We start from the raw sequence: 25,681 nt of genomic DNA on the forward strand, positions 1-25,681 counted from the left end.
AGGACCGATTTCTGTCAGCAGAAATCGGTCCCTTTTAATGATTCAATAAAATTCTTTTCATTGTTAGTATGTATCCGAAGATGCAGTAGAAGATTGCAAAACCGATAAACACTTCCGTATATTGATATTTACCCAATACGTAGAAGGAAACAGCTGGTATAATAGCTACCGCTAAAATGCTATAACCAGGATACTTGTGCCGATGCATGATAGCGAATAGAATAGAGAGAAACGTAGCAATGATACAAAAGACAGCAATCATTATTAGTACACCTCCTAAATGGATTATACCATTTTTAGGGAATTAGAGAAGTTTTGTATGTTCTGTTATAATATAAGAAGAGAAATATTTCCTATGTTATATAAAAAAATATATTGATTTTTTCTAACAATTCAATATAATGAACAATAACTACAAAATTCGACATCAAGAAGTGATGATGAGGACATGATCAATTTTTTACGATTTTCAGAGAGGGAAGCCTTTGGCTGTGAGCTTCCTAATACGGAAAAATGGATTACCACCTCTGAACTGCAGCAGTGAACGAGCATCTAGTAATTGCTTGCCGGCAAAAACCGTTATTTAGACTTGAGAAATTGGTGAAGTGTGTTACTTTACGAATTGAAACAAGGGTGGAACCACGAATACAACACTCGTCCCTTTTTTAGGGAGGAGTGTTTTTTTATTTCATTTTTGCATCACACTAGGATTGGAAGGAGGATACGCAGCATGCATCATGATGAGAAGAACAAAATTGGTTTAACAGTAGCACTTTCTATCGTAGTAGGAACGATTATTGGATCTGGTGTGTTTATGAAACCAGGGAGCGTATTAGATTACTCGGGGAGTTCTAATATGGCCATTCTTGCTTGGGTAATTGGTGGTCTGTTGACGCTAGCAAGTGGTTTAACAGTAGCTGAAATTGGAGCGCAAATCCCGAAAAATGGTGGGTTGTATACGTATTTAGAGGAGATTTACGGAAGTTTTTGGGGATATTTATCAGGTTGGATGCAAACAATTGTTTATGGACCTGCTATTATCGGAACATTAGGTTTATACTTTAGTTCTTTAATGATTAATTTTTTCTATTTAGATAAAGTGTGGAATTTACCAATCGCAATTGGAACGGTTGTGTTCCTTGGCGTTGTAAATAGTATGGGAACAAAATACGGAGGTATCGTTCAAACAATCACGACAATTGGGAAGATGATTCCGATTGTGTTAATTGTTGTGCTAGGTTTCTGGAAAGGGAATAGCGATATCTTTAACGTAGTTGTGCCGATATCGGAAAATCAAAGTATCGGTATGGCAATTTTAGCAACGTTATTTGCTTATGACGGCTGGATTTTACTTGCTTCGATTGGTGGAGAAATGAAGAATCCAACAAAGTTATTACCGAAAGCAATGACAGTAGGGATTTTAATTGTAACAGCTGCTTACGTATTAATTAACTTGGCGTTATTAAATGTATTACCAGCAGCGAAAATTGTAGACCTTGGAGAAAATGCAACAGCGACAGCTGCAGGCATGTTACTTGGAGAATATGGCGGAAAAATTATTAGTATCGGTATTATCGTTTCTATTTTCGGTTGTTTAAATGGAAAGATTTTAACATTCCCACGTATTCCAATGTCTATGGCAGAGCGTGGACAACTTCCATTTTCTAAGTTTATTGCAAAGGAAAGTCCGAGATTTAAAACACCAGCAAATGCGATTACTGTTGAAATCATTTTAGGAATTATTTTAATGATTATTAGTGATCCAAATAAGCTATCTGAGATTTCCGTATTCATTATTTATATTTTTTATGTAATGACGTTTATTGGTGTCTTCATCTTAAGAAAACGTAATAAGAATAAAGAGCGTGCATATAGTGTGCCGTTATTCCCAATCGTACCAATCGTAGCGATTTTAGGTTCGCTCTTTGTAATTGGTAGTGCAATTATCAATGATCCGGTAAGTTGTTTCTTATCCATTGGAATTGTCTTTACGGGACTTCCGGTGTATTGGTATTTAAATAAGAAGAAAGAAACAGAATGATGGAAGGGTAGGCGTATAATACGCCTACCTTTTTTACTGTAAAAAAATTATACTTGCGTCCATTTTCTATTTTGGTTACTATAATCGTAGTAACCAAAATAGAAAGCGTGGGGAAAGACTTGAATTTTCGTGTTTATATTTTAGCTATCGCGGCTTTCGTAGTCGGAACGGTTGAGTTAATTATAGGAGGAACGCTCGATTTAGTTGCCAATGATTTAGGAGTATCTATTAGCGCAGCTGGTCAGCTTATAACAATATTTTCGGTAGTATTTGCTTTGTCAGGTCCAGTTTTATTAGCTGTGACAGGGAAGTTTGAAAGAAAAACATTGTATGTTGGAGCATTATCGATTTTCTTAATCGGAAATATTATTTCCGCATTTAGTGTGAATTACGGAATGCTAATGTTCTCAAGGGTTATTTGTGCGGCGAGTGGTTCATTAATTATTGCACTATCGGTAACACTTGCGTCTAGTGTAGTAGAACCGCATTTTCGTGCGCGTGCAATTGGAATCATTTTTATGGGAATTAGTGGATCACTTGTACTTGGAGTACCGCTCGGTCTTGTACTCGGAAATGCATACGGATGGCGTGCACCATTTGTATTAATTTCTGTGTTAACAGTTATGGCAATAGCTTGTATTTCATTGTTCTTAACGAAGGTACCACCGACATCGGTATTATCAATAAAAGAACAACTTGCTACTTTAAAAGATAAAAAAATTGTAAGTGCACAGTTAACATCATTTTTGTTTTTAACGGGGCATTTAACATTGTATGCATATTTAACACCGTTTTTAAAAGATGTTATGCATGTTGAAGCAAACTGGATTAGTGTGTTTTACTTTATTTTCGGAATCGCAGCAGTAATCGGCGGCGGATTCGGTGGCTGGCTTGCTGATAAATGGGGATCGAAGAAAAGTATTATTTCTATCATTATCGTATTTGCGTGTGCAATCTTCATACTGCCATTAATGACATTCTCATTCCCGCTCTTCATCATTATGATGGGACTTTGGAGTATGCTGAGCTGGGCGATTTCACCAGCACAGCAAAATTATTTAATTGAAATTGCACCGGAATCAGCTGGTATTCAGCAAGGTTTAAATAACTCTGCGCTTCATTTAGGAATTGCACTTGGTTCAACAGTAGGCGGAGTTGTTATTGAAAAATCATCTGTTATATATAATGCTTGGGTAGGCGGTGGCTTTATTATATTAGCACTGCTTTGCGCGATTTTCTCGATTACGAGAGGACGCTCTACTCAGTTCGTAAAAGAAGAATCTATCGTTTGATAGGTTCTTTTTTATTTGTAAAAAATTGCAGGTTTTAGTAGAAAGATGGAGAAAAGGGTATATAGCGAGGTGATAGTATATGGATTATTCAATTATTGGTTTTATATTCACAGTATTGCCGTTATTTGTAGTTATCATTGTTTTTAGATGGATTCGTTTCATCTATCAAAATTCAGAGAAACAGGTAGAGCAAAATGAGAAAATCATTGAGCTGTTGATGGAGATAAAGGAACAAAATAAAAAGGAGTCTAAGTGAAAAACTAGACTCCTTTTTATTATTTAATTAGTATCTTAATTTCATTAACAAACTCTTAATTTCATCATCTTTCATAAAGAGATCGTGGTGCTTCTGGGTAATCTTTGCAAGTGCAACGTCGTGATAGAAAAATTCTGTAAAGAACTTTACGAAAGGTTGTGACATTGTTTTCATCGCTTGCCATGACTCTTGTTCTACGCCAGCAAATAAAATTTCACGATCGTCAACGATAAGTAGCAAGTAGCGCTCTAATGCATTAGGTTCTTCAGCTGGGATTAGAAAATGCATGTTTTCTAAGTCTGTTTCTACTTCTCCAACAATAAGGGATTCAATTTGAACACCTTGTTTTGCTTTTTGTTCTAGTAAAGGGAGATATTCTAAAAGAGTATCATTCCAAGCTGAAATACGGATTGATTCTTGTGCACTTTCAATGAGTTCTTTACTTTGAACTCGAATAGAAGATTGCATTTTTAAGCTCCACACACGGTCATCTGTAAATGATTTTTTTGATATATTTGTTTCCAGTTCTTTAATATTTGATTGGAATTCTGTCGTTAATTTTTCAATTGCTAGTTTTAGTGGTAATGCTGTATACAATTTTTTCTTTTCTGAAACAGAATCCATTACCATTCCTTTATCGATTAGGCGTGCTAGTACTTCATATATTTTTGCTTTTGGAACACCTGAATGCTTCACAATTGTTGTAGCATCTAATGGTTCATTGCTTGATACGACAACTTCATAAGCTTGGCTTTCATATTGTGAGAAACCGAATTTTTGTAACATAGTTCCCTCCGAACGAATGAGATTATATTTTAAGGATAATGAACTATTTGTTTTTGCACAAGTGGTAGTCCGTTTTCTAATTGTATTAAGGTGAGAATTAATTTCAATTTTTTAATTTTATCTATTATACTTAATATAATGATTAATAAGATTTTAATTTAATACGAAGGGGATGCTTGGGGGAAAATGTTAAGAAGTTTACGTTTAAAAATTGCGGTAGTGTTTTCAGTACTTATTTCTATGATGTTCGTAATATTGGGTACAGCTGTGTATCAATTACAGAAAGAAAAGGAAGTGCGCTCCTTAGACGAGTATTCTCAAAATGCGATGGATCTTGTGACAGAGCAACTTACGACATTTGTTCAAAGAACGGATGAAGATATGGGGTATTACGCGAACAGTGAGATGATTCGTAATATGCTTCAAGGTGGGGTTACTCCGGAAGAGGAAGCGTTTTTAACGAAAGAGTTTGCGGAGTATAAAAAGAATCATCCTGGTATTTTAGATTTATATATTGGTACGAAAGATAAAAAAACATTAAGTGCCAATCTTGCTGAAGGTGGGCAAGTGCCAGAAGGATACGATCCAACGACAAGACCATGGTATAAAGATTCAGAGGCTGATGTAAAAAAGGTCCATTGGGGACAACCTTCTTATGAAATTGCAACAGGCAAGTTAAGTGTAGGTGTTTCTAAAGCAATTACAGCTCAAGATGGGTCTGTATTAGGCGTTGTTGCGATGGATGTATCGCTTGGGACGATTCAGAAGTTGCTTCACAATATTCAATACAATAATGACGGAGAAATGTTTATTATAAATGATAAAAATATGGCTCTTGTTTATCCAGAAAAGATAGGGAAAGATGTTTCTAAAGAGCCGCTTATAAAGAGCTTAAATAAAGAGGGAACAAAATATGCGGTCACTACAATAAAAGGTGAAGATGTAGTTGTTTATAGTCAATCATTTGATACGATGAAATGGACAATAGGAATCTTTTATCCGAAAGAAACGATCGATGGGCTATTAAATAGTACGAGAAATACAGTTATTATAATGGCATGTATTAGTTTATTAGTTGGAATCGTAGCTTCCTACTTATTCTCAAGAAGATTAGCAAGACCACTGCAACTATTAAAGAATCACGTTCAAAAAGTAGCAGAAGGCGATTTAACGCTGCGAATGAAAGTGACAAGTAAAGATGAAGTTGGAGAGTTGACGAAGCACTTTAATGATATGGTTGAACAAATGAATGAAATGGTAAGTAAAATTAAAAACAGCGTATCAACGGTGCAACAATCAACGAATAGTTTACATTATTTAACGAACGAAACAGTAGCGGCTAGTAGAGAAGTTTCAGGAGCGATGGATGATGTGAGCGGAGGAGCTTCTACTCTTGCGAATAGTGTGGATGAAGTTTCAGCTCAGCTCGAGAATATGGCGGAGTCAGTGGAACAAATGAATAGCTCCGTTGGTGAAATAAAAGGAGTGGCTGGCAAAGCGGAAGAGGCATCTAAGCAAGGATTAAATACAATGAGGAATTTAATCCGTACGAGGGGACAATCATCTTCGATTGTTGTTCATACAGAAGAAGCATCGGATAAGTTAGAACAAAGAGTTGGATCGATTCAAAATGTTGTTGAGCTTATAAAAGGCATTTCGGATCAAACAAATTTACTTGCTTTAAATGCTTCGATTGAAGCTGCCCGTGCAGGTGAGCAAGGTAAGGGATTTGCGGTTGTTGCTGAAGAGGTTCGGAAATTAGCGGAACAATCAAAAGAGGCAACCGGAGAAATCACAACGATGATTGGTGATGTGCAAGTAGAAGTAAAAAGAGTTGTAGAAGTTGTAAGTAAATTGAAAGACATTGCAGATGTGCAAAATAAAGTGACGACAGAGGCAGAAATGGAGTTCCGCACAATTATGTCAGTTGTAAATACGATTAGTACTTCAGTTGAAAAAATTGTAGAAGAGGTACATAACATAGGTTACGAGCAAGGAGAAATTACAGCGGTAATGCACACAATTGCTGGTACGAGTCAAGAAAGTGCAGCTGTTTCCGAAGAGGTACATGCTGCAACGGAATCACAGGTGAATCATTTAGAAAAGGTAGCTCACACGATGGAAAGTTTGACAGAACATATGAGAGATTTAGAAAGATTAGTTGAGCAGTTTAAAGTGGAAGAGTAACATATTAGTAAAATGATGAGGATTTCGGTAAAATAGACAATGGATATATAAGAAGCGATTATAGGAGGAAGACTACTATGGCAATTGTTGATGTATCGATTATTCCGGTAGGAACAGGTAATCCAAGTGTTAGTGAATATGTAGCAGAAGTACAAAAGGTGCTAGAGAAAAATGCGGATCGCGTGAAGTATCAATTAACGCCGATGAATACAATTATTGAAGGAGATCTTCCTGTCATTCTAGAAGTAATTCAACAAATGCATGAAGTTCCGTATACGAAAGGTGCACAGCGTGTTGCAACAACAATTCGTATTGATGATCGTCGTGATAAAGTAAGCACAATGGAGAAGAAATTAAACTCTGTTCGATCAAAATTATAAGAAAAAGCAGCGATCTTCGCTGCTTTTTTCATATAGGAGGTAAATAAGATGAGTGAAAAGTTTAACGAGCAGTTTGATGGTTTACTGGAGAAATATACTGAGCTGTTACTTGGAGAGAGCAATGAAGAGAGAAAAGAACAGGTACAGAAGTGGGCACTGTATTCTTACATAGCTAAGACGATGCCAGCTTTAGTAAAGCATTGGAATGAAACTTATCCAGATGCGAAAGAAGAGATGGTACAGTTAATTACAGATATTAAAAGGCTGAATGAAGAGAAGCGAAATGAGCAATAAAAAAACTTGAGGTAAATATAATCGCAAGTTTTCTGTATTAATATCCTTATATAATTTACATGGAATATAAAGGGTTTTATAGGCATGTCGAATATTTTCGACATGCCTATTTTATGCCTATTAAACTCCATTTTTCTAAATGTCGAAAAATATTTCGGGTATATTTATAAGCAGAAATATAGGTTTTTAAATGTTTTTATAGTATTTTATAAATTATCTAAATAATTATTTGTATCCAATAATTTTAAACAATGATATAATTTTGAAGAGGGGTAAAAAACAGATAAATTACAGTCATAGGGGTGAATTACATGGAACAATTAATGCGAAATTCGTTTCTTTTCTTATCTAAAAATAAAGCGCTAACAAAACTGGCTAAAAAGTACGGTTTACGCTTTGGTGCAGGTCGCTTCGTCGCAGGGGAGACGATTGAATTAGCGACAGCTGCCATTCAACAATTAAATAAGCAAGGTCTTTGTGTAACAATCGATTATTTAGGTGAATTCGTTGATAATGAAGCGGAAGCAAATGAAATGGCTAACCAATCGATTGAAGCGATCCGTGCAATTGGAAGAGAAGGTCTTGATTCGCAGCTTTCTTTAAAGATGACTTCTATGGGATTAGATATCTCTGATGAAATCGTAATGAACAATATGCGCCGTATTTTAGAAGCTGCAAAAGAAAATGGTGTGTTCGTTACAATTGATATGGAAGATTATACACGCTGTGGTAAAACAATTGATATCTTTAAACAGTTAAAATCTGAGTACGATAATATTGGTACTGTTATTCAAGCTTACCTATATCGTACAGAAAAAGATATTGAGGATTTAAATGCTTATAAACCTAATTTACGTCTTGTAAAAGGAGCTTATAAAGAACCTGAAGAAGTGGCGTTCCCGGACAAGAAAGATGTAGATGACAATTATAAAAAGATTATTAAAATGCACTTATTAAATGGAAATTATACTGCAATTGCTTCACATGACGAAGCGATTATTGAATATACAAAAAAACTTGCTGAAGAACATAATATTCCAAGGGATCAATTTGAATTCCAAATGTTATATGGTATTCGTAATGAGCGTCAACTTGAGCTAGTAAAAGAAGGTTACAAAATGCGTGTTTACGTACCTTATGGAAACGATTGGTATGGATATTTCATGCGCCGTCTAGCAGAGCGTCCAGCAAACGTTGCGTTCGTATTAAAAGGTATGGTTAAAAAATAACCAAGGAGAAAATACTCCTTGGTTATTTTAATTGCTGAAATGCATAATGTGCCATTTTCTTCGTATCAGGATATAGTTGCGCGCGAGTAGAAGATAATACGACGTTAATGACGCGTTTACCGTCTTTTTCATCCACTGTTACGACTGTATATTTGCCAAGTGCTGATAGACCGCTTTTACTTCCAATCGCATATGGATCGTCATATAGTTCTTCTCGTCCGTAGTTTGCGATGTTTGGAGAGCGTTCTGAAGTATGTAGAGTTGTACGTGTTGAATTCATATATTCTAAAACAACTGGATACTTTAATGCTTCTTTCGTAATAATAGCAATGTCATATGGCGATACTTTATTTCCAAGTGCATCAGCACCACTTGCGTTCTTGAAAGTCGCATGCTTTGTACCGAGTTCCTTCGCTCTAGCATTCATCATTTTCACAAATTCATTTTTTGATCCTGCAATATGTTCTGCGATGGATTCAGCTATTGGATCTGCACTAATGATAAGCATCAGTTTTAATGCCTCATCACGTTTTAACTTTTCCCCAGCACGAAGTTTAATTTTCTTACTTTGACTTTCTGTTTTAATTGCGTTTTCTGTAACTGTAATTTCTTCATCTTCTTTTACATTCTCTAGTAAAAGAAGGGTTGTCATCATTTTGGCTATACTAGCCGGATAAGAGCGTTCGTCTTCGCGTTTTCCATACAAAACTTCACCTGTGTCTGCATCGATTGTAACTCCATATTGCCCAGTAATATTAGGTTGATCAGCTCTTACAGCTTGTTGCCTTTGTGCATAAGAGAAGAAAATCATCCCTGTAAATAGTGTGGCAATCATTACAATCATAACTATTGTTCGTTTCATTATAATTCCCTCATTTGTTACAAATAAATTGGGCAGAAAAAGCAGCCATTAATCATTATGCCACGTTCTCTGCCCAAAAATATAGCGTTATTTTTCGCCCATATTATGCTTTTTATATTGTTGGTTATTACCTTGGCGTCCTTTTTCAACACCGTGATTATGTGGACCTGCGTTTCCAGTTACACTAGCTGCACTAATTCCAGCCTTTGAAGGGTTCTTCTTAAGTTTTGCCATATATATTCCTCCAGTTTCGTCAGATTATAAAAAGGAAAAGTGCATTTAAACAAAGAAAATACACATGTATAGCATAGCCAAATGAAAGAAAAATATTTATTTCAGAAAATTTTATCAATAAATATATTGCGAAAATTTAAACAGTATCATATATTTATTAGTAGAGGCTCACTCATTGATTGCGACTTATGTCGAAAAATTGAATGAGCATTCATTCAAGAATAGGGGGAGAATTGGATGTTCCAAATTAAAAAGGCTGCTGTTCTAGGTTCAGGCGTAATGGGTTCGGGAATTGCGGCACACTTAGCTAATATTGGTATTCCGACATTATTGCTTGATATTGTACCACCTGCGCTTACGAAAGAAGAAGAAGCGAAGGGACTTACATTAGAACATAAAAGTGTGAGAAATCGTTTTAGTAATACGGCTGTGCAAAAACTATTAAAGCAAAAACCAGCTCCTCTGACAGTGAAAGGAAATTTAGCACTGATTGAAGCAGGTAACTTAGAAGATGACCTTGAGCGTCTAGCTGATGTAGATTGGATTATTGAAGTAGTAGTTGAAAACTTAGATATTAAAAAGAAACTATTTGAAAAAGTAGATGCGGTTCGTAAACCGGGTTCTATCGTAAGCTCGAATACGTCAGGTATTTCAGTTGAAAAAATGGCAGAAGGTCGTTCAGACGACTTCCAGAAACACTTCTTAGGCACACACTTTTTTAACCCACCACGATATTTAAAACTTCTAGAGGTAATACCGACGAAAGAAACAGATCCACAAGTATTAAGCTTCATGAAACTATTTGGCGAAGACGTTCTTGGAAAAGGCGTTGTTATCGCAAAAGATACACCAAACTTTATTGGAAACCGCATCGGTACGTACGGTTTACTTGTTACTCTTCAAGAGATGGTAAAACGCGGCTATAGCATTGGGGAAGTTGATTCTGTAACAGGCCCACTTATTGGTCGTCCGAAGAGCGCAACGTTCCGCACATTAGATGTTGTCGGTTTAGATACATTCGTACACGTTGCAAATAACGTATATGAAAATGTGCAAGAAGAAGAGCGTGATGTATTTAAAGTACCAGCTTTCATGCATGACATGCTGGAGAAAAAATGGCTTGGAAGTAAAACGGGTCAAGGCTTCTTCTTAAAACAAGGAAAAGAAATTTTAGAATTAAATCCTGAAACGATGGAATACGAAGCGCGTAAAAAATTAAAAGCTGCATCCGTAGAGTTAAGTAAACAAGAAAAAGGATTAGCGAATAAATTGAAAGCGCTTGTATACGCAAAAGACCGTGCAGGAGAGTTATTATGGAACATCATTACACCAACTCTTTTATACTCTGCAAAACTTCATAAAGAAATTGCTGACGATATCGTTGCAATTGACCAAGCGATGAAGTGGGGCTTTGGATGGGAGCAAGGGCCATTTGAAGTGTGGGATGCAATCGGCGTTGAAAAATCTGTTCAAAAGATGGAAGAAAACGGCGTAGTTGTTCCTACTTGGGTGAAAGAAATGTTAGAGAAAGGTTTCACTACTTTCTATAAACATGATAACGGCGATAGCTACTATTACGATAATGGCGAATATAAGCTAATCGAGCGTAATAAAAAAGCAATTTCTCTTAAGCAATTAAAAGCGAAAAATGGTGTATTAAAGAAAAATAGCGGAGCGAGCTTAATTGATTTAGGCGACGGCATCCTTTGCTTAGAGTTCCATTCGAAGAGCAATGCAATCGGTATGGATATTACGCAAATGATTAACTACGCTGTTGATGAAGTAGAAAAGAATTATAAAGGTCTTGTTATCGGTAACCAATCGAAGAACTTCTGCGTTGGTGCGAACCTAGCAATGATCTTAATGGAAGCACAAGACGACAACTACTTTGAAATTGAGTTAGTTGTGAAAAACTTCCAAGATGCAATGACGAAAATTAAGTACTCTTCTAAGCCAGTTGTAGCAGCACCATATGGTATGACGCTTGGCGGAGGTACAGAAGTTTGCTTACCAGCAGCGAGCATTCAAGCTTCTAGTGAAACGTATATGGGCTTAGTAGAAGTTGGTGTTGGCTTAATCCCTGGCGGAGGCGGTAATAAAGAGCTATACATTAAACACTTAAACAAAATGGCAAACGGTGTAGAGTTTGATCTGCAAAAAGTTGCAAATAAAGTGTTCGAAACAGTCGCAATGGCGAAAGTTTCAACTTCAGGACAAGAAGCAGTTTCTCATAACTTCTTAGGTGATAAAGATGGTATTAGTGTGAATGGTGATCACTTACTATACGATGCGAAACAGAAAGCACTTGCTTTATATGAAGCTGGTTACAAAGCGCCAATCCGCAAAAAGATACCAGTTGTTGGGGAAACAGGATATGCAACTCTTGCACTTGGTGCAGAAGCAATGCATTTATCTGGTTACATTTCAGAGTATGACCTTCACATTGCGAAGAAACTTGCATATGTCATTGCGGGCGGAAAAGTACCGTACGGAACAGAAGTTGATGAGCAATATTTATTAGATGTAGAACGTGAAGCATTTATTAGCTTAGTAAGTGAGATGAAATCACAAGCAAGAATGCAGCACATGCTTGTAAAAGGAAAGCCATTACGTAACTAATAACGAGGGGAGATATCGTTCATGAGAGAAGCTGTCATTGTTGCGGGAGCAAGAACACCAATTGGAAAGGCAAAGAGGGGTTCATTAAAAACAGTTCGTCCTGACGATCTAGGGGCGTTAGTAGTAAAGGAAACGTTAAAGCGTGCGAATTATGAAGGACCAATCGATGATTTAATTTTCGGTTGTGCGATGCCAGAAGCAGAGCAAGGTTTAAATATGGCTCGTAATATCGGCGGATTAGCAGGACTTTCTTACGATGTTCCAGCTATTACGATTAACCGTTACTGTTCTTCAGGTTTACAAAGTATCGCTTACGGAGCAGAGCGTATTATGCTTGGTCACTCTGAAGCTGTATTATCAGGCGGAGCAGAATCAATGAGTTTAGTTCCAATGATGGGACACGTTGTTCGTCCGAATAGTCGCCTTGTAGAAGCGGCTCCAGAATATTATATGGGTATGGGACATACAGCAGAGCAAGTTGCTGTGAAATATGGAATTTCTCGTGAAGAGCAAGATGCATTTGCAGTAAGAAGTCATCAACGTGCTGCGAAAGCATTAGCTGCAGGAAACTTTGCTGATGAAACAGTACCTGTAGATGTGATGTTACGCTCGGTTGGATCAAACAATAAACTGCAAGAAGAAACAATCACTTTCGCACAAGACGAAGGTGTAAGAGCAGAGACGACGCTAGACATTTTAGGGAAATTACGTCCAGCATTTAACGTTCGCGGTTCTGTAACAGCTGGTAATTCTTCACAAATGAGTGACGGTGCAGCATCTGTACTATTAATGGATCGCGAAAAAGCAGTGAGCGATGGCATGAAGCCACTTGCGAAATTCCGTTCATTTGCAGTAGCTGGCGTACCACCAGAAGTAATGGGAATCGGCCCAATCGCTGCAATTCCAAAAGCGCTAAAACTAGCTGGCTTAGAGCTATCTGATATTGGCTTATTTGAACTAAATGAAGCATTCGCTTCTCAATCAATTCAAGTTATTCGTGAACTTGGTTTAGATGAAGAAAAAGTAAACGTAAACGGTGGTGCAATCGCACTTGGACATCCACTTGGCTGTACAGGGGCAAAACTAACACTATCTCTTATTCACGAAATGAAACGCCGCAACGAACAATTCGGTATCGTAACAATGTGTATCGGCGGCGGAATGGGAGCAGCGGGAGTATTTGAATTACTATAAAAAGTGGAAGCGGCTCGTTCAGAATGTGAGGGGGATGGAGCTTCAGACGTAGAGGCGTTCTCTGCCTCGCAGGAAGAAGCGAAGCCACCGAACATTCTAGCCGCTGGAACTGGATTATAAAAAAGTGCAGGTGGCTCGTTTAGAACAGGAGGGCGTTGGAAGCCCTGACGAAGAGGCGCTTTTTGCCTCAAAGGAAGGGGGGAAACGACCGACTGTTTTAGCCACTGGAACTGGATTATAAAAAAAGTGGAAGCGGTTCGCTCAGAACGAGACGCTGCCAATGCAAAGAATGGAAGCAACAAAGGTTTATAAAAAAAGGGAGGGTCAGCTTTTTTCAAAAAGAGAGAAGCGGCTCATGAAAATATGAAGGAGGAAATTTTCATGGAAAAAACAGTAGGAAATGCGGTTAAAGGCGGTAGCTTTTTAGTAGATGAGATTACGATTGATCAAGTGTTTACGCCAGAAGATTTTTCATCTGAGCATAAAATGATTGCAAAAACGACAGAGGACTTTATCGTAAATGAAGTTCTTCCAGAGCTTGAATATTTAGAGCAACATGAATTTGATCGTTCAGTTCGTCTTTTAAAAGAAGCTGGGGAACTTGGTTTATTAGGCGCTGACGTACCAGAAGAGTACGGCGGAATTGGTCTTGATAAAGTAAGCTCAGCGTTAATCGCAGAGAAATTCTCTCGCGCTGGTGGCTTTGCAATTACTCACGGTGCTCACGTAGGTATCGGATCTTTACCAATCGTATTATTTGGTAACGAAGAGCAAAAGAAAAAGTATTTACCATTACTTGCAACTGGTGAAAAATTAGCTGCATACGCATTAACAGAGCCAGGTTCAGGATCTGACGCATTAGGTGCAAAAACAACTGCACGTTTAAATGCAGAAGGTACACATTACGTATTAAATGGTGAAAAACAGTGGATTACAAACTCTGCATTTGCTGACGTATTCGTTGTATATGCAAAAATCGATGGAGAGCACTTCTCAGCATTTATCGTAGAGAAAGACTACGCTGGCGTATCTACAAGCCCAGAAGAAAAGAAAATGGGTATTAAATGTTCTTCAACTCGTACGTTAATTTTAGAAGATGCGTTAGTACCGAAAGAAAACTTACTTGGTGAAATCGGTAAAGGTCATATTATCGCATTCAACATTTTAAATATCGGTCGTTATAAATTAGGTGTTGGTACAGTTGGATCTGCGAAACGTGCAGTAGAAATTTCAGCACAATATGCAAACCAACGTCAACAGTTCAAACAACCAATCGCTCGCTTCCCATTAATTCAAGAGAAACTTGCGAATATGGCAGCAAAAACATATGCAGCTGAAAGTTCTGTATATCGTACAGTAGGTTTATTCGAAAGCCGCATGAGCACATTATCTGAAGAAGAAGTAAAAGACGGTAAAGCAGTAGCAGCTTCTATCGCTGAATATGCAATCGAGTGCTCTTTAAACAAAGTATTCGGTTCTGAAGTATTAGACTATACAGTAGATGAAGGTGTTCAAATTCACGGTGGTTACGGATTTATGGCAGAGTACGAGATTGAAAGAATGTACCGTGATTCTCGTATTAACCGTATTTTCGAAGGAACGAACGAAATTAACCGCCTAATCGTACCAGGTACGTTCTTACGTAAAGCGATGAAAGGTGAATTACCACTTCTTCAAAAAGCACAAAAATTACAAGAAGAGTTAATGATGATGATGCCAGAAGAAGTAGGCGATGAGCCATTAGCACTTCAAAAGTATTTAGTAACTAATGCGAAGAAAATCGGCTTAATGGTAGCTGGATTAGCGGCTCAAAAATACGGTAAAGCATTAGATAAAGAGCAAGAAATTCTTGTGAATATCGCTGACATCGTAAGCAATCTATACGCAATGGAATCAGCTGTTCTTCGTACAGAAAAAGCGATCAAAACAACTGGTCTTGAAAAGAATAAACAAAAAGTGTTATACACTGAAGTATTCTGCCAAGAAGCATTTAACGAAATCGAAGCAGATGCGAAAGAAACACTTATCGCAGTTGAAAACGGCGACATGCTGCGCATGATGTTATCATCATTACGTAAATTAACTCGCCACACACCACTTAACGTAATTCCGAAGAAACGTGAAATCGCTGCGAAAATTTTAGAAGATGAGCGTTACACAGTTTAATATCTTTAAAGAACAGTAGTCGTTTATACGGCTACTGTTCTTTTTTTTGAAAAAAATTTTTTTAGTGACATAAAACTAATACCATTAGTATAATAAAACTAATTGTATTAGTTTTCGTGAAAAGGGAGATGGGACTATGAGGATGATACATGAAAAAACGGTATATCAATTGTCATTTTTGCCAAGAGCGTTTCCTGTAAATTGTTACTTTGTAGAGGAAGATGATGGTTTAACTTTAATTGACGCGGCTTTGCCATATAGCGCAAAAGGTATTTTACAGGTGGCTGAGAAAATAGGAAAACCAATTACTAAGATTGTATTAACACATGCGCATGATGATCACATCGGTGCATTAGATGCATTAAAGGAAGTACTTCCTCATGTTCCAGTCTATATTTCTAAACGGGACGCAAAGCTGTTAGAAGGAGATATGACGTTACAAAAGGATGAACCGAATATACCGATAAAAGGCGGTGTACCTAAAAAATTAAAAACGGTACCTGATATTTTATTAGAAGATGGCGACCGAGTTGGATCGCTTCTTGCGATTATGACACCGGGACATACGCCAGGCTCCATGTCGTTTCTTGATGTAAGAAATAAAGCTCTTATTGTCGGAGATGCATTCCAAACAAGAGGAGGTATGGCTGTTTCAGGACAAATGAAATTTTGGTTTCCGTTTCCGGCGATGGCAACGTGGAGCAAAGAAATATCATTACAAAGTGCAGAGAAGTTAAGAGAATATGAGGCTTCCTTGCTTGCGGCAGGACATGGAAAAATGATAAACGATCCAGTGGCTTTCATAGAGCTTGCTATTAAAGAAGCGAAGCGGAATATAGAAAGTAGAAAAGAGGGTTAATTGATGTCACCGAGAATCGGACTTACATTACAAAAAATTGTAGAAACAGCAGCAGAAATTGCAGATGCAAATGGAGTACAAGAAGTAACGTTAGCTTCATTAGCGCAAACGTTAGGGGTACGTTCGCCCTCACTATATAATCATGTAAAAGGGTTACAAGATGTACGGAAAAATCTTGGCATTTACGGAATCAAAAAGCTGCATAACAGACTGGAAGAAGCTGCCGAGGATAAACGGATGGATGAAGCAATTCATGCTTTAGGAGAAGCGTATGTAGCATTTGTCCGAAAACATCCTGGACTATATGAAGCAACTTTTTTACGAGATGAAGAAGTAAGAAAAGCAGGTGACGGAATTGTAAAGCTTTGTCTTCAGGTTTTACAACAGTATGGCTTAGAAGGAGAGAATGCACTTCATGCGACACGCGGATTCAGAAGTATTTGTCATGGATTTGCTTCGATTGAACAACAGGGCGGATTTGGTTTGCCGTTAGATTTAGATATAAGTTTACATGTATTGTTGGAAACGTTTATTAAAGGGTTACGTGAATAAGAAGCGAGGCAAACAAAAACCTTAGAAGTGATTCTAAGGTTTTTTAGTACATATAATTCGAAAAGAGCGGTAGGCTTTTTCTCATTACATGATATTATTTTACAGGTTTGAAAAATGTGTATATGACTACGGAAAGGCAAACGAAAATAAAAGCAATAGGATCTTGATATGGACTAGGCTCAGAGCCCTTCTGGATTTCTGTAAGGAAGTCATGTGTTTTCATGTTCATTGCTCCTTTAACTAATAAGTTTTATATGATGCGAGGGTTATAGTGGATAGGAAGTATTTTTTAAAATTTCATATAATAATTATTGCATAGCAATTCTATTCCTAAAACTATAAAATATAAAGTTTTCATAATATGTAAAATTGCATATTATTCTTTTTGAAAAAATTGTTATATTATCTATATATTTGTATTAAAGGATTTTTGTTAAGGTAATGAAAACAAATGGAGGAATAGTATGAGAAAAACAGTATTAGACGCGTATAATGCAGAAAGAGAAGTAGATAACATAACATATAAAAATCTAGTTGTAACGATTGCAAGCATTCTAGGGTTCTCACTCTTAGGGGGATTATTCCTTGCTTTAGCCCTTGGAATTTTTGGAGAAGAGGTATTACGTGCTAATTTAGAGGGATATTATTTACTTCTATTTGATGCAGCTGTTGTTACTATTGTTTTATTTGCTTATAAACCAGTGCTTCATTTTATTAAGAACATATGGGATGTATCTGTTTTAAAAAATGGGAAAACCTACTTGTATTTATTAATAGGTTTTATCATCATTGCATTAACTCAGTATGTAATGTTAGAGTTGTTTAGCTTTGAAAGTGCAGGGCAGCAGCGAGAACAATTAGGGAGCTTAGGACTTCAAAATAGTCTACAAAGTATTATATATGTGTTAAGTGTTGCTATAATTACACCAATTAAAGAAGAAATTTTATATAGAGGTATTTTGTATCGATTTTTTGAAAAGAAATATAGTTTTCTAGTTGGTATCATTATTTCTTCCTTCATCTTTGGGATTCTTCATGGTGGTTTTCCGGTTACGGCAATGATTATGGGAATTGTATTTGCTATGTTATACAAAAAGACGCAATCTATTATACCTAGTATTATTTTACACATTATATGGAACTTACTTGTGAGTATAAGTATGATTGTATCTCTATAAAAATAAATACATAACCAGTATAAAAGATGAATGGCTTAGCTATTCATCTTTTATTTTTTTTATATGTGGGAAAAGTTGATGAATACAATCCAAAAAGAACCAAATACTAATGATGAATGAACAAAGAAAGGCGGGTATGTTATATGCAAAACTTAACAGAGCTTGAAGTAGAAAACTTACGTCATTTAATTGGTGGACACGCAACAATTATTAACAAGTTGGAGCAGTATGCACAGACGTGTACAGATCCACAACTGAAACAAATGCTACAAAAAGATGCGCAAGATGCACGAAATACGAAACAGCAATTAATGACTTTCCTAGGATAGGAGGAAGAGAAAGATGAATGAAAAAGATATGGTAAATGATTATTTAGCAGGATTAAATGCGAGTTTAACAAGCTATGCAAATTATATTGCTCAGTCTGATAATGAACAGTTACATCAAACGTTAATTCAAATTCGTAATCAAGACGAGGCGCGCCAACGTAATATGTATGAGTACGCAAAGCAAAAGAGTTATTACAAACCGGCAGCACCTGCTAATCCAATGATTGTACAGCAATTAAAAAGTCAATTAAGTGCGGAATAACAGGAAAAAGAAAACGAGCGAATTTATTCGCTCGTTTTCTTTTTGTATGTGTCAATAAATACATAATAAATATTTTTCCAGTTGTAACAAATATGACGAAAATGGAATATGACAATTCACAAAAAGGACAAAAATTTTGTTCAACATTTCACAAAGTATCCATGGTTTCTATCGTGGGAACCTCTATAATTAAGAATGTAAAGAACAAAAGAAATAGATTATATGATCAATTAGGAGAGATTGCTATGAAAAGACATACAAGAAAAATTGCAATTATCGGTACTGGATTAGTTGGATCAAGTTGTGCGTATTCCATTGTAAATCAAGGGATTTGCGAAGAGCTATTATTAATTGATATAAATCATGAACGTGCAGTTGGGGAAGCAATGGATTTATCACATTGCATTAACTTTACAAATACAAGAACAAAAGTATATGCAGGAAGCTATGAAGACTGTAAAGATATGGACATTGCCATTATTACAGCAGGGCCAGCACCAAAACCTGGACAAAGTCGCTTAGATACTTTAGGAGCGAGTGCGAAGATTATGGAAAGTGTTGTTGGTGGTGTAATGGCAAGTGGATTTGATGGTATTTTCTTACTTGCATCGAACCCAGTTGATATTATTACATATGAAGTGTGGAAATTATCTGGATTACCTAGAAATCGCGTAATCGGTACTGGTACATCACTAGATTCTTCTCGCTTAAGAACAATTTTATCTGAAATGCTACATGTAGATCCTCGTAGTATTCATGGGTATTCATTAGGAGAACATGGTGATTCTCAAATGGTTGCTTGGTCTCATGTAACTGTTGGTGGAAAGCCAATTCTGCAAATTTTAGAAGAACAAAAAGAACGATTTGGTGAAATAGATTTAGATGAAATTGTTGAGAAGACTGCAAAAGCTGGCTGGGAAATTTATAAACGTAAAGGAACTACTTATTACGGGATTGGAAATTCTCTAGCATATATTGCGAGTTCAATCTTTAATGATGATCACCGTGTCATTGCTGTATCAGCCATTTTAGATGGTGAGTACGGTGAATATGATATTTGTACAGGAGTACCAGCTATTATTACTAGAGACGGTATAAGAGAAGTTGTAGAACTCAATTTAACAGAGGATGAAGAATCTCGATTCGCAAAATCAAACGATATTTTACGTGATTATATGAAAACAATTGGTTACTAACTTATAGGAGAAGGTGAAACAAATGAAGGAATATATAATGTCTCGTGTATTTAAAGCATCTGCTGGAATCGCACAAGGTATTTTCGTATCCCTCGGAATTGGTTTACTGATCGAAAATATAGGAAGAATTGTTGATATACCATTACTTATTACAATCGGAGTTGTTGCAAAATCACTAATGGCACCGGCAATTGGTGCTGGAATTGCTTTTATGCTCGGTGCAAACGGTCTTGTAATCTTCTCGGCGATGGTAGCCGGAGCGATTGGTGCCGGATCCATTTCGATTACTGAAGCTGGTCTAATTATTAAAACAGGTGAGCCAATCGGTGCATTATTAACAGCAACTTTAGCTGTATATATTGGTAAACGTTTAAGTGGAAAAACTGCGTTAGATATGATGCTCGTTCCATTTGCGGCCATATTAGGTTCTGGTTTAGTAGGCATTTGGTTATCTCATAATATTACTCCTGTTTTAAATGCAGTTGGAGCGTTTATTAAAGATAGCTCAGCTGGTAGCCCATTCATCGCTTCTATCGTTATTGCAGTAGTTTGGGGACTATTACTTATCTCTCCAGCTTCATCAGCTGCGTTAGCAATTGCACTTAGCTTAGACGGTGTTGCAGGTGGTGCTGCTCTTGCTGGATGCGTTGCTCAGTTTATCGGATTCTCTGTCATCTCAGCAAAAGAAAACAATTTAGGTGGCATATTAGCTCAAGCACTTTGTACTCCGAAAGTACAATTGCCAAATATCACTAAAAATCCAATGATTCTCGTCCCAACTGTCGTCGCCAGTGCTATAGTCGGTCCAGTATCAGCATTAATTTTCCAACTGGAAGCAGGAAAGGAAATTGCAGGTCTTGGATTAAGTTCTCTTATCGCACCAATTAATTTAATTTCCAGCCAAGGATGGGAAGTTCTCCCGGCGATGGTAATTACTTATATCGTCATTCCAGTAGCTGTTTCTTATATACTTTACATTGCTCTTAAAAAAGCAGGTCGTATTCATTCTGGTGATATGACTGTACCGCAATCTTAAATTGAAAATCTCCTTAATAATAGATAAAAGCAGACTGAAGCCACAGTCTGCTTTTTTGTCATGCTACATTCTATGATTTTGTTTTACTGGAACTCTTATTGGTTCTTTGGCCAATAAGAGCTGAACGCCGAAGTAAAGTATGCTTGCAAGCGTCATTCCAGAAACGGCATCTACAAAGGCGTGCTGCTTCGTAAATAGCGTTGATAAAATAATAAGTGTACCGAAGAAAGTAAGGATGTAATATTCAAAAACATGCTGTTCTCTACGCTTAAAGGCAGCTAACATAATTACAAATGTAGTAAGAACGTGAATGCTAGGGAAACAGTTTACTGGCTGGTCGATACTATAAATATAGCGAACTAGTTCAGAAAATACATCTGTTCCAACGACAGTCGGACGTGGTACAGTTGTTTGCCAAAAATAATAAATAGAAAAACAAGCAAGCTTTCCAAAAATAACACTACTTAAAGTAACATAATATTGCTTTCGGTCAGCAAAACAGTAATAAATAAGTGCGCCGTATAAGTATGGAAACCAAAGTAAATAAGGAATAATAAATGCTTTTACAAATGGAATCCAATCATCTACTACAGTTGTAACGTCTACTGCGTGAACAGTCGATTTATTTAATACGTCGTAAAGGGGACTTACGAGCACGAGTAGAAGTATATAACTTAACGGAAGAAAAGATGAAAGTTTAAATTTCTTCATGTTGATCTCCTATGTTTAGTAATGTAAGTAAATTCAATTGATTATAATATAGAAACGTGAATTGGGCTATCGATTTTACTTACATTTTCTTGAATTAACCTTACGTTTTTGTCACTTGACTAAAAAGAAGGGGAGGGTGCTAAATGAAGCGTTTATCGTATTTCTTATTTTTTATATTGATATGCCTAGTCGGTGCTGGGTGTGCAAAGGATAAAGAAGGAGAGAAATTAGAATATAACGGAAGAGCACTCGTAATTGGAGTTGTTGGAGAAAAACCGAAAGATACGTTTAGGAATATAAAGTTTGAGGAAATGAAGTTAGAGGAACTGGAAAAGAAATCTAAGGAAGTAGATGGTTTTCTAATAATGAAAGATCACTTTCAAGAAGCCTCAACAGAGCAATATAAAAATGTATTTTCATCACTAAAGAAACCAGTGTTTTTTATCGGTTTACAAGATAAATCATATTCGATTTTTATTACAAAAGGGATAGAGTATAACAGTGCCCGAAAAGATGTAAATGCTATGTATACGCAAGGGTTTGCGAATATCGGAAGTGGTGAAGGACAACAATGGGCAGTTGGTTTATCGAATGGTGGAAATACAGAAGAAAGTATTCATAATATGTATATCGTCGTATTTCAAACAATTGCAGATTATTTAAATAGATAATGAAGGAGCCTGCAAAAGAGGCTTCTTATTTTTTTAATCAAACGTTTGTTTAAGCTGTATGTTCGGTAGGAAGAAACCGATGTAACTCAAGGGTTAACAAAGAAAAATAGAGAATTAATCAAACGTTTGTTTAAGCTGTATGTTCGGTAGAAAGAAACTCCTGTAGTTCAAAGGTTAAGAAAGAAAATGGAGAATTAATCAAACGCTTGTTTAAGATATATGTTTGGTGCAGAATCTAAAAAATTTATATATTTATTTTTTTCTTAACAAATGGCGGAAAAATAAGAAAAATTCGCAGGATTATTAAAAATTATCACGAAATAAGTAAAAGTTTAGCGAATAATGGTTTGAAATAATAAAACGTTTTCTATATGATAAAGGTAAAGGTTAGTAAAAAAGTAGGTGAATTTATGACAGTAACATTTTATTCATATCCAAAGTGTGGCACATGTCAAAAGGCAAAGAAATGGTTTGAGGCAAACGATGTAGCATATGAGATGATTCATATTGTTGAAAATCCACCATCAAAAGAAGATTTACGTAATTTACATGAAAAAAGTGAATTACCATTAAAAAAATTCTTTAATACAAGTGGAATGCGTTACCGTGAACTTGGTCTAAAAGATAAGTTGAAAGATGCAAGCGAAGACGAAATGTATGAGCTTTTAGCATCTGATGGCATGTTGATTAAACGTCCAATTGTAACAGATGGAACGAATGTAACACTTGGTTTTAACGAAGAGCAGTTTGAAAGTGTGTGGAAAAAGTACCAATAAGGTATTTTTACATAATTAATACATTCACTGGAGGTACAGTCATGAGCATTCCAAATAATTTACGTTACTCTGAAGAACACGAATGGGTAAAAACTGAAGGTAATGAAGTTGTTATCGGTATCACTCACTTTGCACAAGGTGAGCTAGGCGATATCGTATTCGTTGAACTTCCTGAAGTAGGTGCAACAATCGAAGCTAACGAGCCATTCGGAAGCGTAGAATCTGTTAAAACAGTTTCTGAGTTATACGCACCTGTAAGCGGTAAAGTTGTAGCAGTAAACGAAGAATTAAGTGACCAACCAGAACTTGTTAACGAATCTCCATACGAGGGTGCATGGATGGTTAAAGTTGAACTTTCTGATGCAAGCCAAGTTGAGAAGTTATTAACTGCAGAAAAATATGCAGAAATGACAAACCAAGACTAATTATAGTCGACTAAAGGACAGCCTTTGTGCTGTCCTTTTTTATTTTTTGTGAAATAATGAAATTCAAGTTATATGTAAATAAATAAGCTATTATGAGAAAAACTGTTTTGTGGTAAGGTTTCATAAGTCTTCACAATCTAAACGAGCCGCTTGCGCTTTTCATTGTCCAGCTCCACCTCCTAGCCCTTCATGTCTAAGAACCTTCCGCACGAGAAGACAAAAAGCGTCTTCTGTGCGAAAGAGCCTTAGCCAACAGGGCTAAACAGTCGGTTCCGCTTTTCTTTATGATCCAGCTCCAGCGGCTAGATTGTTCGGTGGCTTCGCTTCTTCCTACAAGGCCAAAAGCGCCTTTACGTCAGAAGCTCCATCCCCCCTCACAATCTAAACGAGCCGCTTGCGCTTTTCTTTTGCAAAAATAAACAGGAAACAACATGAAAATAACGAATATACTATATACTAAGTTCAAGGTTGTATAGTATATGGTGATCGGGTGATGACATATGATTTATGTAGAAAAAGTCATTATTGTAGAAGGTACATCAGATAGAAGAAAGATTGAATCTATTATTCGTGAACCGGTGGAAATTGTTTGTACAAATGGTACAATTGGTTTGTCGAAAATGGATGAGCTCGTTGATCAGTTTTTTGATAAGGAAGTGTATGTGCTAGTGGATGCTGATGATGCTGGAGAAAAGTTAAGGAAACAATTTCGAAAAGAATTCCCGCAAGCCGAGCATATCTATATTGATCGCTCGTACCGAGAAGTGGCAACTGCGCCATCTACACACTTAGCAAATGTATTATGGGGAGCCGACATTGACGTTTATACAGAATATTTACGGTAAGGAATGATAGAAGTGATTGATTGGACAGGAGCCGAAGCTACAGCCCTAATAGAGAACGAAGAAAAAACAGTATTATATGTATATACTCCAATGTGTGGAACATGCCAATTAGCAAAAAAGATGTTAACAGTGGTTGAGATGACAATTGAAGATTTGAAAATTGGGATGTTAGATTTAAATTATGCTCCGCATTTAGCGAAAGAGTATGGGATTGAAAGTGTACCTTGTTTACTTGTTTTTGAAAATGGGACACTGATGAAGAAGATATACGCATTTCATTCGGTTGAATATTTATATACGGAATTAAAGTAGGCGGCAAAATTTTTGCCGCCTCGACATATTTCTTGGGAAATATGTCGAGATGCAGGATGGATACAGTATTTGTCGAGCGAAAATAACAGGATTGCTCTTTAGTGAGAGGGAATGGTATGTAATAGAAAGTGATATGAAGGATGTGATTTAGGGTGAGATTATATTCTTTGCTTCAATCATTTGTAAATTACGCTAATGGTCAATATCATTTAGAACCGCTTTTAAGACAAGAAGAAAAAACTGTTAATTTTCGCTTTGGAGATGAAAGTTGTTCGTTACAAATTTCAAGAGATTATATAGAGCTACTACATGAGGAAAGAGGAACGGAACAAATCATTTGCTTAGATGAAAAGGATATAGAACAATTGGTGAATGGAAATGTACGATTGCAAATGCTAATGAATGATGGACGTGTACAATATTCGGGAACGTACCGAACGATGTTATTAGTGGAATCGATGTTTCATATATGTAAACCGATGTCAGTAGGTGCTTAAAATTCTGAAGTTTCATTTTTTGCGAAAATTTCTGTTGACATGGTGAGTGTATATTGATACAATTTAAGTCATAAAATATAGACAATTTCATAAATTTCAAATCAGACGAAAATTGAATCTGATTTCTCTTATCAAGAGAGGTGGAGGGACTGTGCCCTGTGAAGCCCGGCAACCGTCAACTTATGTTGAAATGGTGCCAATTCCTGCAAAGCAAATGCTTTGAGAGATGAGAGAGAGGGATAATGTTGTTATATACGCATAAAAACCTTTCTGCTTCTCTAAAGCAGAAAGGTTTTTTTATTGTTTGAATGTGGAGGACATTCAAATAATAAAAGTAATGAGAACGGTGGACTACACGCATCAAAAATAAAAAATTGCGGAGTCGACCTAAAATCTTTATGAAATCTAGCTCCAGCGGCTAGAACAGTCGGTCGTTTCATCCCTTCCTATGAGGCAAAAAGCGCCTCTACGTCAGGGATTCAAACGCCCTCT

The 25,681-nt window shown here is 36.6% G+C and carries 28 protein-coding genes, 1 riboswitch and 1 other annotated feature; of the genes, 23 read left to right on the forward strand and 5 right to left on the reverse strand.

The features are described 5' to 3' along the window. Positions 1–34: 34 nt before the first annotated feature. A complete protein-coding gene (locus tag MR112_RS11440) occupies positions 35–262 on the reverse strand; it encodes a hypothetical protein (protein WP_000562231.1) in 228 nt (75 codons plus the stop codon). Between the two features lie 166 nt (positions 263–428). Then, positions 429–665 (forward strand) — a binding site (T-box leader). Positions 666–730: 65 nt separating this feature from the next. Between MR112_RS11440 and MR112_RS11445 the strand changes: the two genes are divergently transcribed. The 3 genes from MR112_RS11445 to MR112_RS11455 all read left to right on the forward strand — a co-directional run bounded on the left by MR112_RS11445 (position 731) and on the right by MR112_RS11455 (position 3,589). Next, a complete protein-coding gene (locus MR112_RS11445; RefSeq protein WP_000546312.1) occupies positions 731–2,041 on the forward strand; it encodes an APC family permease in 1,311 nt (436 codons plus the stop codon). Positions 2,042–2,148: 107 nt separating this feature from the next. Next, positions 2,149–3,333, forward strand: coding sequence for an MFS transporter (locus MR112_RS11450; protein WP_002026529.1), 1,185 nt, complete (start codon positions 2,149–2,151; stop codon positions 3,331–3,333). Positions 3,334–3,412: 79 nt separating this feature from the next. Next, positions 3,413–3,589, forward strand: coding sequence for a hypothetical protein (locus MR112_RS11455; protein WP_000386584.1), 177 nt, complete (start codon positions 3,413–3,415; stop codon positions 3,587–3,589). Between the two features lie 27 nt (positions 3,590–3,616). Here MR112_RS11455 and MR112_RS11460 read toward each other — a convergent pair whose 3' ends face one another. Beyond that, on the reverse strand, positions 3,617–4,375 hold the full coding sequence (locus tag MR112_RS11460) for a TrmB family transcriptional regulator (RefSeq protein ID WP_000939482.1): 759 nt from the start codon (positions 4,373–4,375) through the stop codon (positions 3,617–3,619). Positions 4,376–4,561: 186 nt separating this feature from the next. Between MR112_RS11460 and MR112_RS11465 the strand changes: the two genes are divergently transcribed. The 4 genes from MR112_RS11465 (at position 4,562) to MR112_RS11480 (ending at position 8,465) form a co-directional block, all read left to right on the forward strand. After that, a complete protein-coding gene (locus MR112_RS11465) occupies positions 4,562–6,562 on the forward strand; it encodes a methyl-accepting chemotaxis protein (protein WP_048538392.1) in 2,001 nt (666 codons plus the stop codon). Positions 6,563–6,639: 77 nt separating this feature from the next. After that, the gene (locus MR112_RS11470) at positions 6,640–6,942 is read left to right on the forward strand and encodes an MTH1187 family thiamine-binding protein (RefSeq protein ID WP_001018860.1); all 303 of its coding nucleotides are present in this window, start codon (positions 6,640–6,642) and stop codon (positions 6,940–6,942) included. A 48-nt stretch (positions 6,943–6,990) separates the two neighbouring features. Further along, positions 6,991–7,236 carry a YusU family protein gene (locus MR112_RS11475; protein ID WP_001290594.1) on the forward strand — a complete coding sequence of 82 codons (246 nt, stop codon included), beginning with the start codon at positions 6,991–6,993 and terminating at the stop codon, positions 7,234–7,236. Between the two features lie 311 nt (positions 7,237–7,547). After that, complete coding sequence (locus tag MR112_RS11480) at positions 7,548–8,465, forward strand: proline dehydrogenase family protein (protein WP_000436783.1); 918 nt, start codon at positions 7,548–7,550, stop codon at positions 8,463–8,465. Between the two features lie 22 nt (positions 8,466–8,487). On the opposite strand, the gene MR112_RS11485 is transcribed toward MR112_RS11480, so the two are convergent. Beyond that, positions 8,488–9,327: a D-alanyl-D-alanine carboxypeptidase family protein gene (locus MR112_RS11485; protein WP_000831462.1), complete on the reverse strand. Its 840-nt coding sequence runs from the start codon at positions 9,325–9,327 to the stop codon at positions 8,488–8,490. An 87-nt stretch (positions 9,328–9,414) separates the two neighbouring features. After that, entirely contained in the window at positions 9,415–9,561 is a 147-nt protein-coding gene (locus tag MR112_RS11490; RefSeq protein WP_001096344.1) for a YuzL family protein, read from the reverse strand. Between the two features lie 237 nt (positions 9,562–9,798). Here MR112_RS11490 and MR112_RS11495 point away from each other — a divergent pair, with 237 nt between their 5' ends. The 10 genes from MR112_RS11495 (at position 9,799) to MR112_RS11540 (ending at position 20,952) form a co-directional block, all read left to right on the forward strand. Then, positions 9,799–12,180, forward strand: coding sequence for a 3-hydroxyacyl-CoA dehydrogenase/enoyl-CoA hydratase family protein (locus tag MR112_RS11495; RefSeq protein ID WP_000486377.1), 2,382 nt, complete (start codon positions 9,799–9,801; stop codon positions 12,178–12,180). Positions 12,181–12,201: 21 nt separating this feature from the next. Further along, positions 12,202–13,374: an acetyl-CoA C-acetyltransferase gene (locus MR112_RS11500; protein WP_001206323.1), complete on the forward strand. Its 1,173-nt coding sequence runs from the start codon at positions 12,202–12,204 to the stop codon at positions 13,372–13,374. Positions 13,375–13,755: 381 nt separating this feature from the next. Beyond that, positions 13,756–15,540, forward strand: a complete 1,785-nt coding sequence (locus MR112_RS11505) for an acyl-CoA dehydrogenase family protein (RefSeq protein ID WP_000416291.1) — start codon at positions 13,756–13,758, stop codon at positions 15,538–15,540. Positions 15,541–15,676: 136 nt separating this feature from the next. After that, positions 15,677–16,399 carry an MBL fold metallo-hydrolase gene (locus MR112_RS11510; protein ID WP_001242328.1) on the forward strand — a complete coding sequence of 241 codons (723 nt, stop codon included), beginning with the start codon at positions 15,677–15,679 and terminating at the stop codon, positions 16,397–16,399. A gap of 3 nt (positions 16,400–16,402) precedes the next feature. Beyond that, on the forward strand, positions 16,403–16,951 hold the full coding sequence (locus tag MR112_RS11515; protein WP_000074925.1) for a TetR/AcrR family transcriptional regulator: 549 nt from the start codon (positions 16,403–16,405) through the stop codon (positions 16,949–16,951). Between the two features lie 464 nt (positions 16,952–17,415). Next, positions 17,416–18,129, forward strand: a complete 714-nt coding sequence (locus MR112_RS11520; protein ID WP_001232993.1) for a CPBP family intramembrane glutamic endopeptidase — start codon at positions 17,416–17,418, stop codon at positions 18,127–18,129. A gap of 143 nt (positions 18,130–18,272) precedes the next feature. Then, positions 18,273–18,458, forward strand: coding sequence for a hypothetical protein (locus MR112_RS11525; RefSeq protein ID WP_001180555.1), 186 nt, complete (start codon positions 18,273–18,275; stop codon positions 18,456–18,458). A 13-nt stretch (positions 18,459–18,471) separates the two neighbouring features. After that, a complete protein-coding gene (locus MR112_RS11530) occupies positions 18,472–18,720 on the forward strand; it encodes a spore coat protein (protein WP_001002981.1) in 249 nt (82 codons plus the stop codon). A gap of 245 nt (positions 18,721–18,965) precedes the next feature. Further along, positions 18,966–19,916: an L-lactate dehydrogenase gene (locus MR112_RS11535; RefSeq protein WP_017657004.1), complete on the forward strand. Its 951-nt coding sequence runs from the start codon at positions 18,966–18,968 to the stop codon at positions 19,914–19,916. Positions 19,917–19,938: 22 nt separating this feature from the next. Beyond that, positions 19,939–20,952 carry a PTS sugar transporter subunit IIC gene (locus MR112_RS11540; RefSeq protein WP_000666172.1) on the forward strand — a complete coding sequence of 338 codons (1,014 nt, stop codon included), beginning with the start codon at positions 19,939–19,941 and terminating at the stop codon, positions 20,950–20,952. A 63-nt stretch (positions 20,953–21,015) separates the two neighbouring features. On the opposite strand, the gene MR112_RS11545 is transcribed toward MR112_RS11540, so the two are convergent. Beyond that, positions 21,016–21,663 (reverse strand): phosphatase PAP2 family protein, encoded by a 648-nt coding sequence (locus MR112_RS11545; protein WP_000713775.1) that lies wholly within the window; start codon positions 21,661–21,663, stop codon positions 21,016–21,018. Between the two features lie 143 nt (positions 21,664–21,806). Between MR112_RS11545 and MR112_RS11550 the strand changes: the two genes are divergently transcribed. The 6 genes from MR112_RS11550 (at position 21,807) to MR112_RS11575 (ending at position 25,189) form a co-directional block, all read left to right on the forward strand. Beyond that, positions 21,807–22,334: a hypothetical protein gene (locus tag MR112_RS11550; protein ID WP_000826874.1), complete on the forward strand. Its 528-nt coding sequence runs from the start codon at positions 21,807–21,809 to the stop codon at positions 22,332–22,334. 410 nt (positions 22,335–22,744) lie between these two features. After that, entirely contained in the window at positions 22,745–23,110 is a 366-nt protein-coding gene (locus MR112_RS11555; RefSeq protein ID WP_000218968.1) for an arsenate reductase family protein, read from the forward strand. Positions 23,111–23,151: 41 nt separating this feature from the next. Next, entirely contained in the window at positions 23,152–23,535 is a 384-nt protein-coding gene (gcvH, locus tag MR112_RS11560) for a glycine cleavage system protein GcvH (protein WP_000026897.1), read from the forward strand. 500 nt (positions 23,536–24,035) lie between these two features. Then, complete coding sequence (locus MR112_RS11565; RefSeq protein WP_000640870.1) at positions 24,036–24,380, forward strand: toprim domain-containing protein; 345 nt, start codon at positions 24,036–24,038, stop codon at positions 24,378–24,380. Positions 24,381–24,383: 3 nt separating this feature from the next. Continuing rightward, positions 24,384–24,692, forward strand: a complete 309-nt coding sequence (locus tag MR112_RS11570; protein ID WP_002008881.1) for a thioredoxin family protein — start codon at positions 24,384–24,386, stop codon at positions 24,690–24,692. A 152-nt stretch (positions 24,693–24,844) separates the two neighbouring features. Next, a complete protein-coding gene (locus tag MR112_RS11575) occupies positions 24,845–25,189 on the forward strand; it encodes a hypothetical protein (protein WP_001242138.1) in 345 nt (114 codons plus the stop codon). Between the two features lie 125 nt (positions 25,190–25,314). Further along, positions 25,315–25,422, forward strand: a riboswitch (SAM riboswitch). Positions 25,423–25,681 lie beyond the last annotated feature (259 nt).

The sequence above is a fragment of the Bacillus cereus group sp. BfR-BA-01330 genome (genome assembly GCF_022663885.1).
Taxonomy (GTDB): domain Bacteria; phylum Bacillota; class Bacilli; order Bacillales; family Bacillaceae_G; genus Bacillus_A; species Bacillus_A cereus.

Bases quoted from the DNA above. Each gene is read 5' to 3' on its own strand.
- MR112_RS11440 (WP_000562231.1), bottom strand. From the start codon at position 262: ATGATTGCTGTCTTTTGTATCATTGCTACGTTTCTCTCTATTCTATTC.
- MR112_RS11445 (WP_000546312.1), top strand. From the start codon at position 731: ATGCATCATGATGAGAAGAACAAAATTGGTTTAACAGTAGCACTTTCT.
- MR112_RS11455 (WP_000386584.1), top strand. From the start codon at position 3,413: ATGGATTATTCAATTATTGGTTTTATATTCACAGTATTGCCGTTATTT.
- MR112_RS11460 (WP_000939482.1), bottom strand. From the start codon at position 4,375: ATGTTACAAAAATTCGGTTTCTCACAATATGAAAGCCAAGCTTATGAA.
- MR112_RS11465 (WP_048538392.1), top strand. From the start codon at position 4,562: ATGTTAAGAAGTTTACGTTTAAAAATTGCGGTAGTGTTTTCAGTACTT.
- MR112_RS11470 (WP_001018860.1), top strand. From the start codon at position 6,640: ATGGCAATTGTTGATGTATCGATTATTCCGGTAGGAACAGGTAATCCA.
- MR112_RS11475 (WP_001290594.1), top strand. From the start codon at position 6,991: ATGAGTGAAAAGTTTAACGAGCAGTTTGATGGTTTACTGGAGAAATAT.
- MR112_RS11480 (WP_000436783.1), top strand. From the start codon at position 7,548: ATGGAACAATTAATGCGAAATTCGTTTCTTTTCTTATCTAAAAATAAA.
- MR112_RS11485 (WP_000831462.1), bottom strand. From the start codon at position 9,327: ATGAAACGAACAATAGTTATGATTGTAATGATTGCCACACTATTTACA.
- MR112_RS11490 (WP_001096344.1), bottom strand. From the start codon at position 9,561: ATGGCAAAACTTAAGAAGAACCCTTCAAAGGCTGGAATTAGTGCAGCT.
- MR112_RS11495 (WP_000486377.1), top strand. From the start codon at position 9,799: ATGTTCCAAATTAAAAAGGCTGCTGTTCTAGGTTCAGGCGTAATGGGT.
- MR112_RS11500 (WP_001206323.1), top strand. From the start codon at position 12,202: ATGAGAGAAGCTGTCATTGTTGCGGGAGCAAGAACACCAATTGGAAAG.
- MR112_RS11505 (WP_000416291.1), top strand. From the start codon at position 13,756: ATGGAAAAAACAGTAGGAAATGCGGTTAAAGGCGGTAGCTTTTTAGTA.
- MR112_RS11510 (WP_001242328.1), top strand. From the start codon at position 15,677: ATGAGGATGATACATGAAAAAACGGTATATCAATTGTCATTTTTGCCA.
- MR112_RS11515 (WP_000074925.1), top strand. From the start codon at position 16,403: ATGTCACCGAGAATCGGACTTACATTACAAAAAATTGTAGAAACAGCA.
- MR112_RS11520 (WP_001232993.1), top strand. From the start codon at position 17,416: ATGAGAAAAACAGTATTAGACGCGTATAATGCAGAAAGAGAAGTAGAT.
- MR112_RS11525 (WP_001180555.1), top strand. From the start codon at position 18,273: ATGCAAAACTTAACAGAGCTTGAAGTAGAAAACTTACGTCATTTAATT.
- MR112_RS11530 (WP_001002981.1), top strand. From the start codon at position 18,472: ATGAATGAAAAAGATATGGTAAATGATTATTTAGCAGGATTAAATGCG.
- MR112_RS11535 (WP_017657004.1), top strand. From the start codon at position 18,966: ATGAAAAGACATACAAGAAAAATTGCAATTATCGGTACTGGATTAGTT.
- MR112_RS11540 (WP_000666172.1), top strand. From the start codon at position 19,939: ATGAAGGAATATATAATGTCTCGTGTATTTAAAGCATCTGCTGGAATC.
- MR112_RS11545 (WP_000713775.1), bottom strand. From the start codon at position 21,663: ATGAAGAAATTTAAACTTTCATCTTTTCTTCCGTTAAGTTATATACTT.
- MR112_RS11550 (WP_000826874.1), top strand. From the start codon at position 21,807: ATGAAGCGTTTATCGTATTTCTTATTTTTTATATTGATATGCCTAGTC.
- MR112_RS11555 (WP_000218968.1), top strand. From the start codon at position 22,745: ATGACAGTAACATTTTATTCATATCCAAAGTGTGGCACATGTCAAAAG.
- gcvH (WP_000026897.1), top strand. From the start codon at position 23,152: ATGAGCATTCCAAATAATTTACGTTACTCTGAAGAACACGAATGGGTA.
- MR112_RS11565 (WP_000640870.1), top strand. From the start codon at position 24,036: ATGATTTATGTAGAAAAAGTCATTATTGTAGAAGGTACATCAGATAGA.
- MR112_RS11570 (WP_002008881.1), top strand. From the start codon at position 24,384: ATGATAGAAGTGATTGATTGGACAGGAGCCGAAGCTACAGCCCTAATA.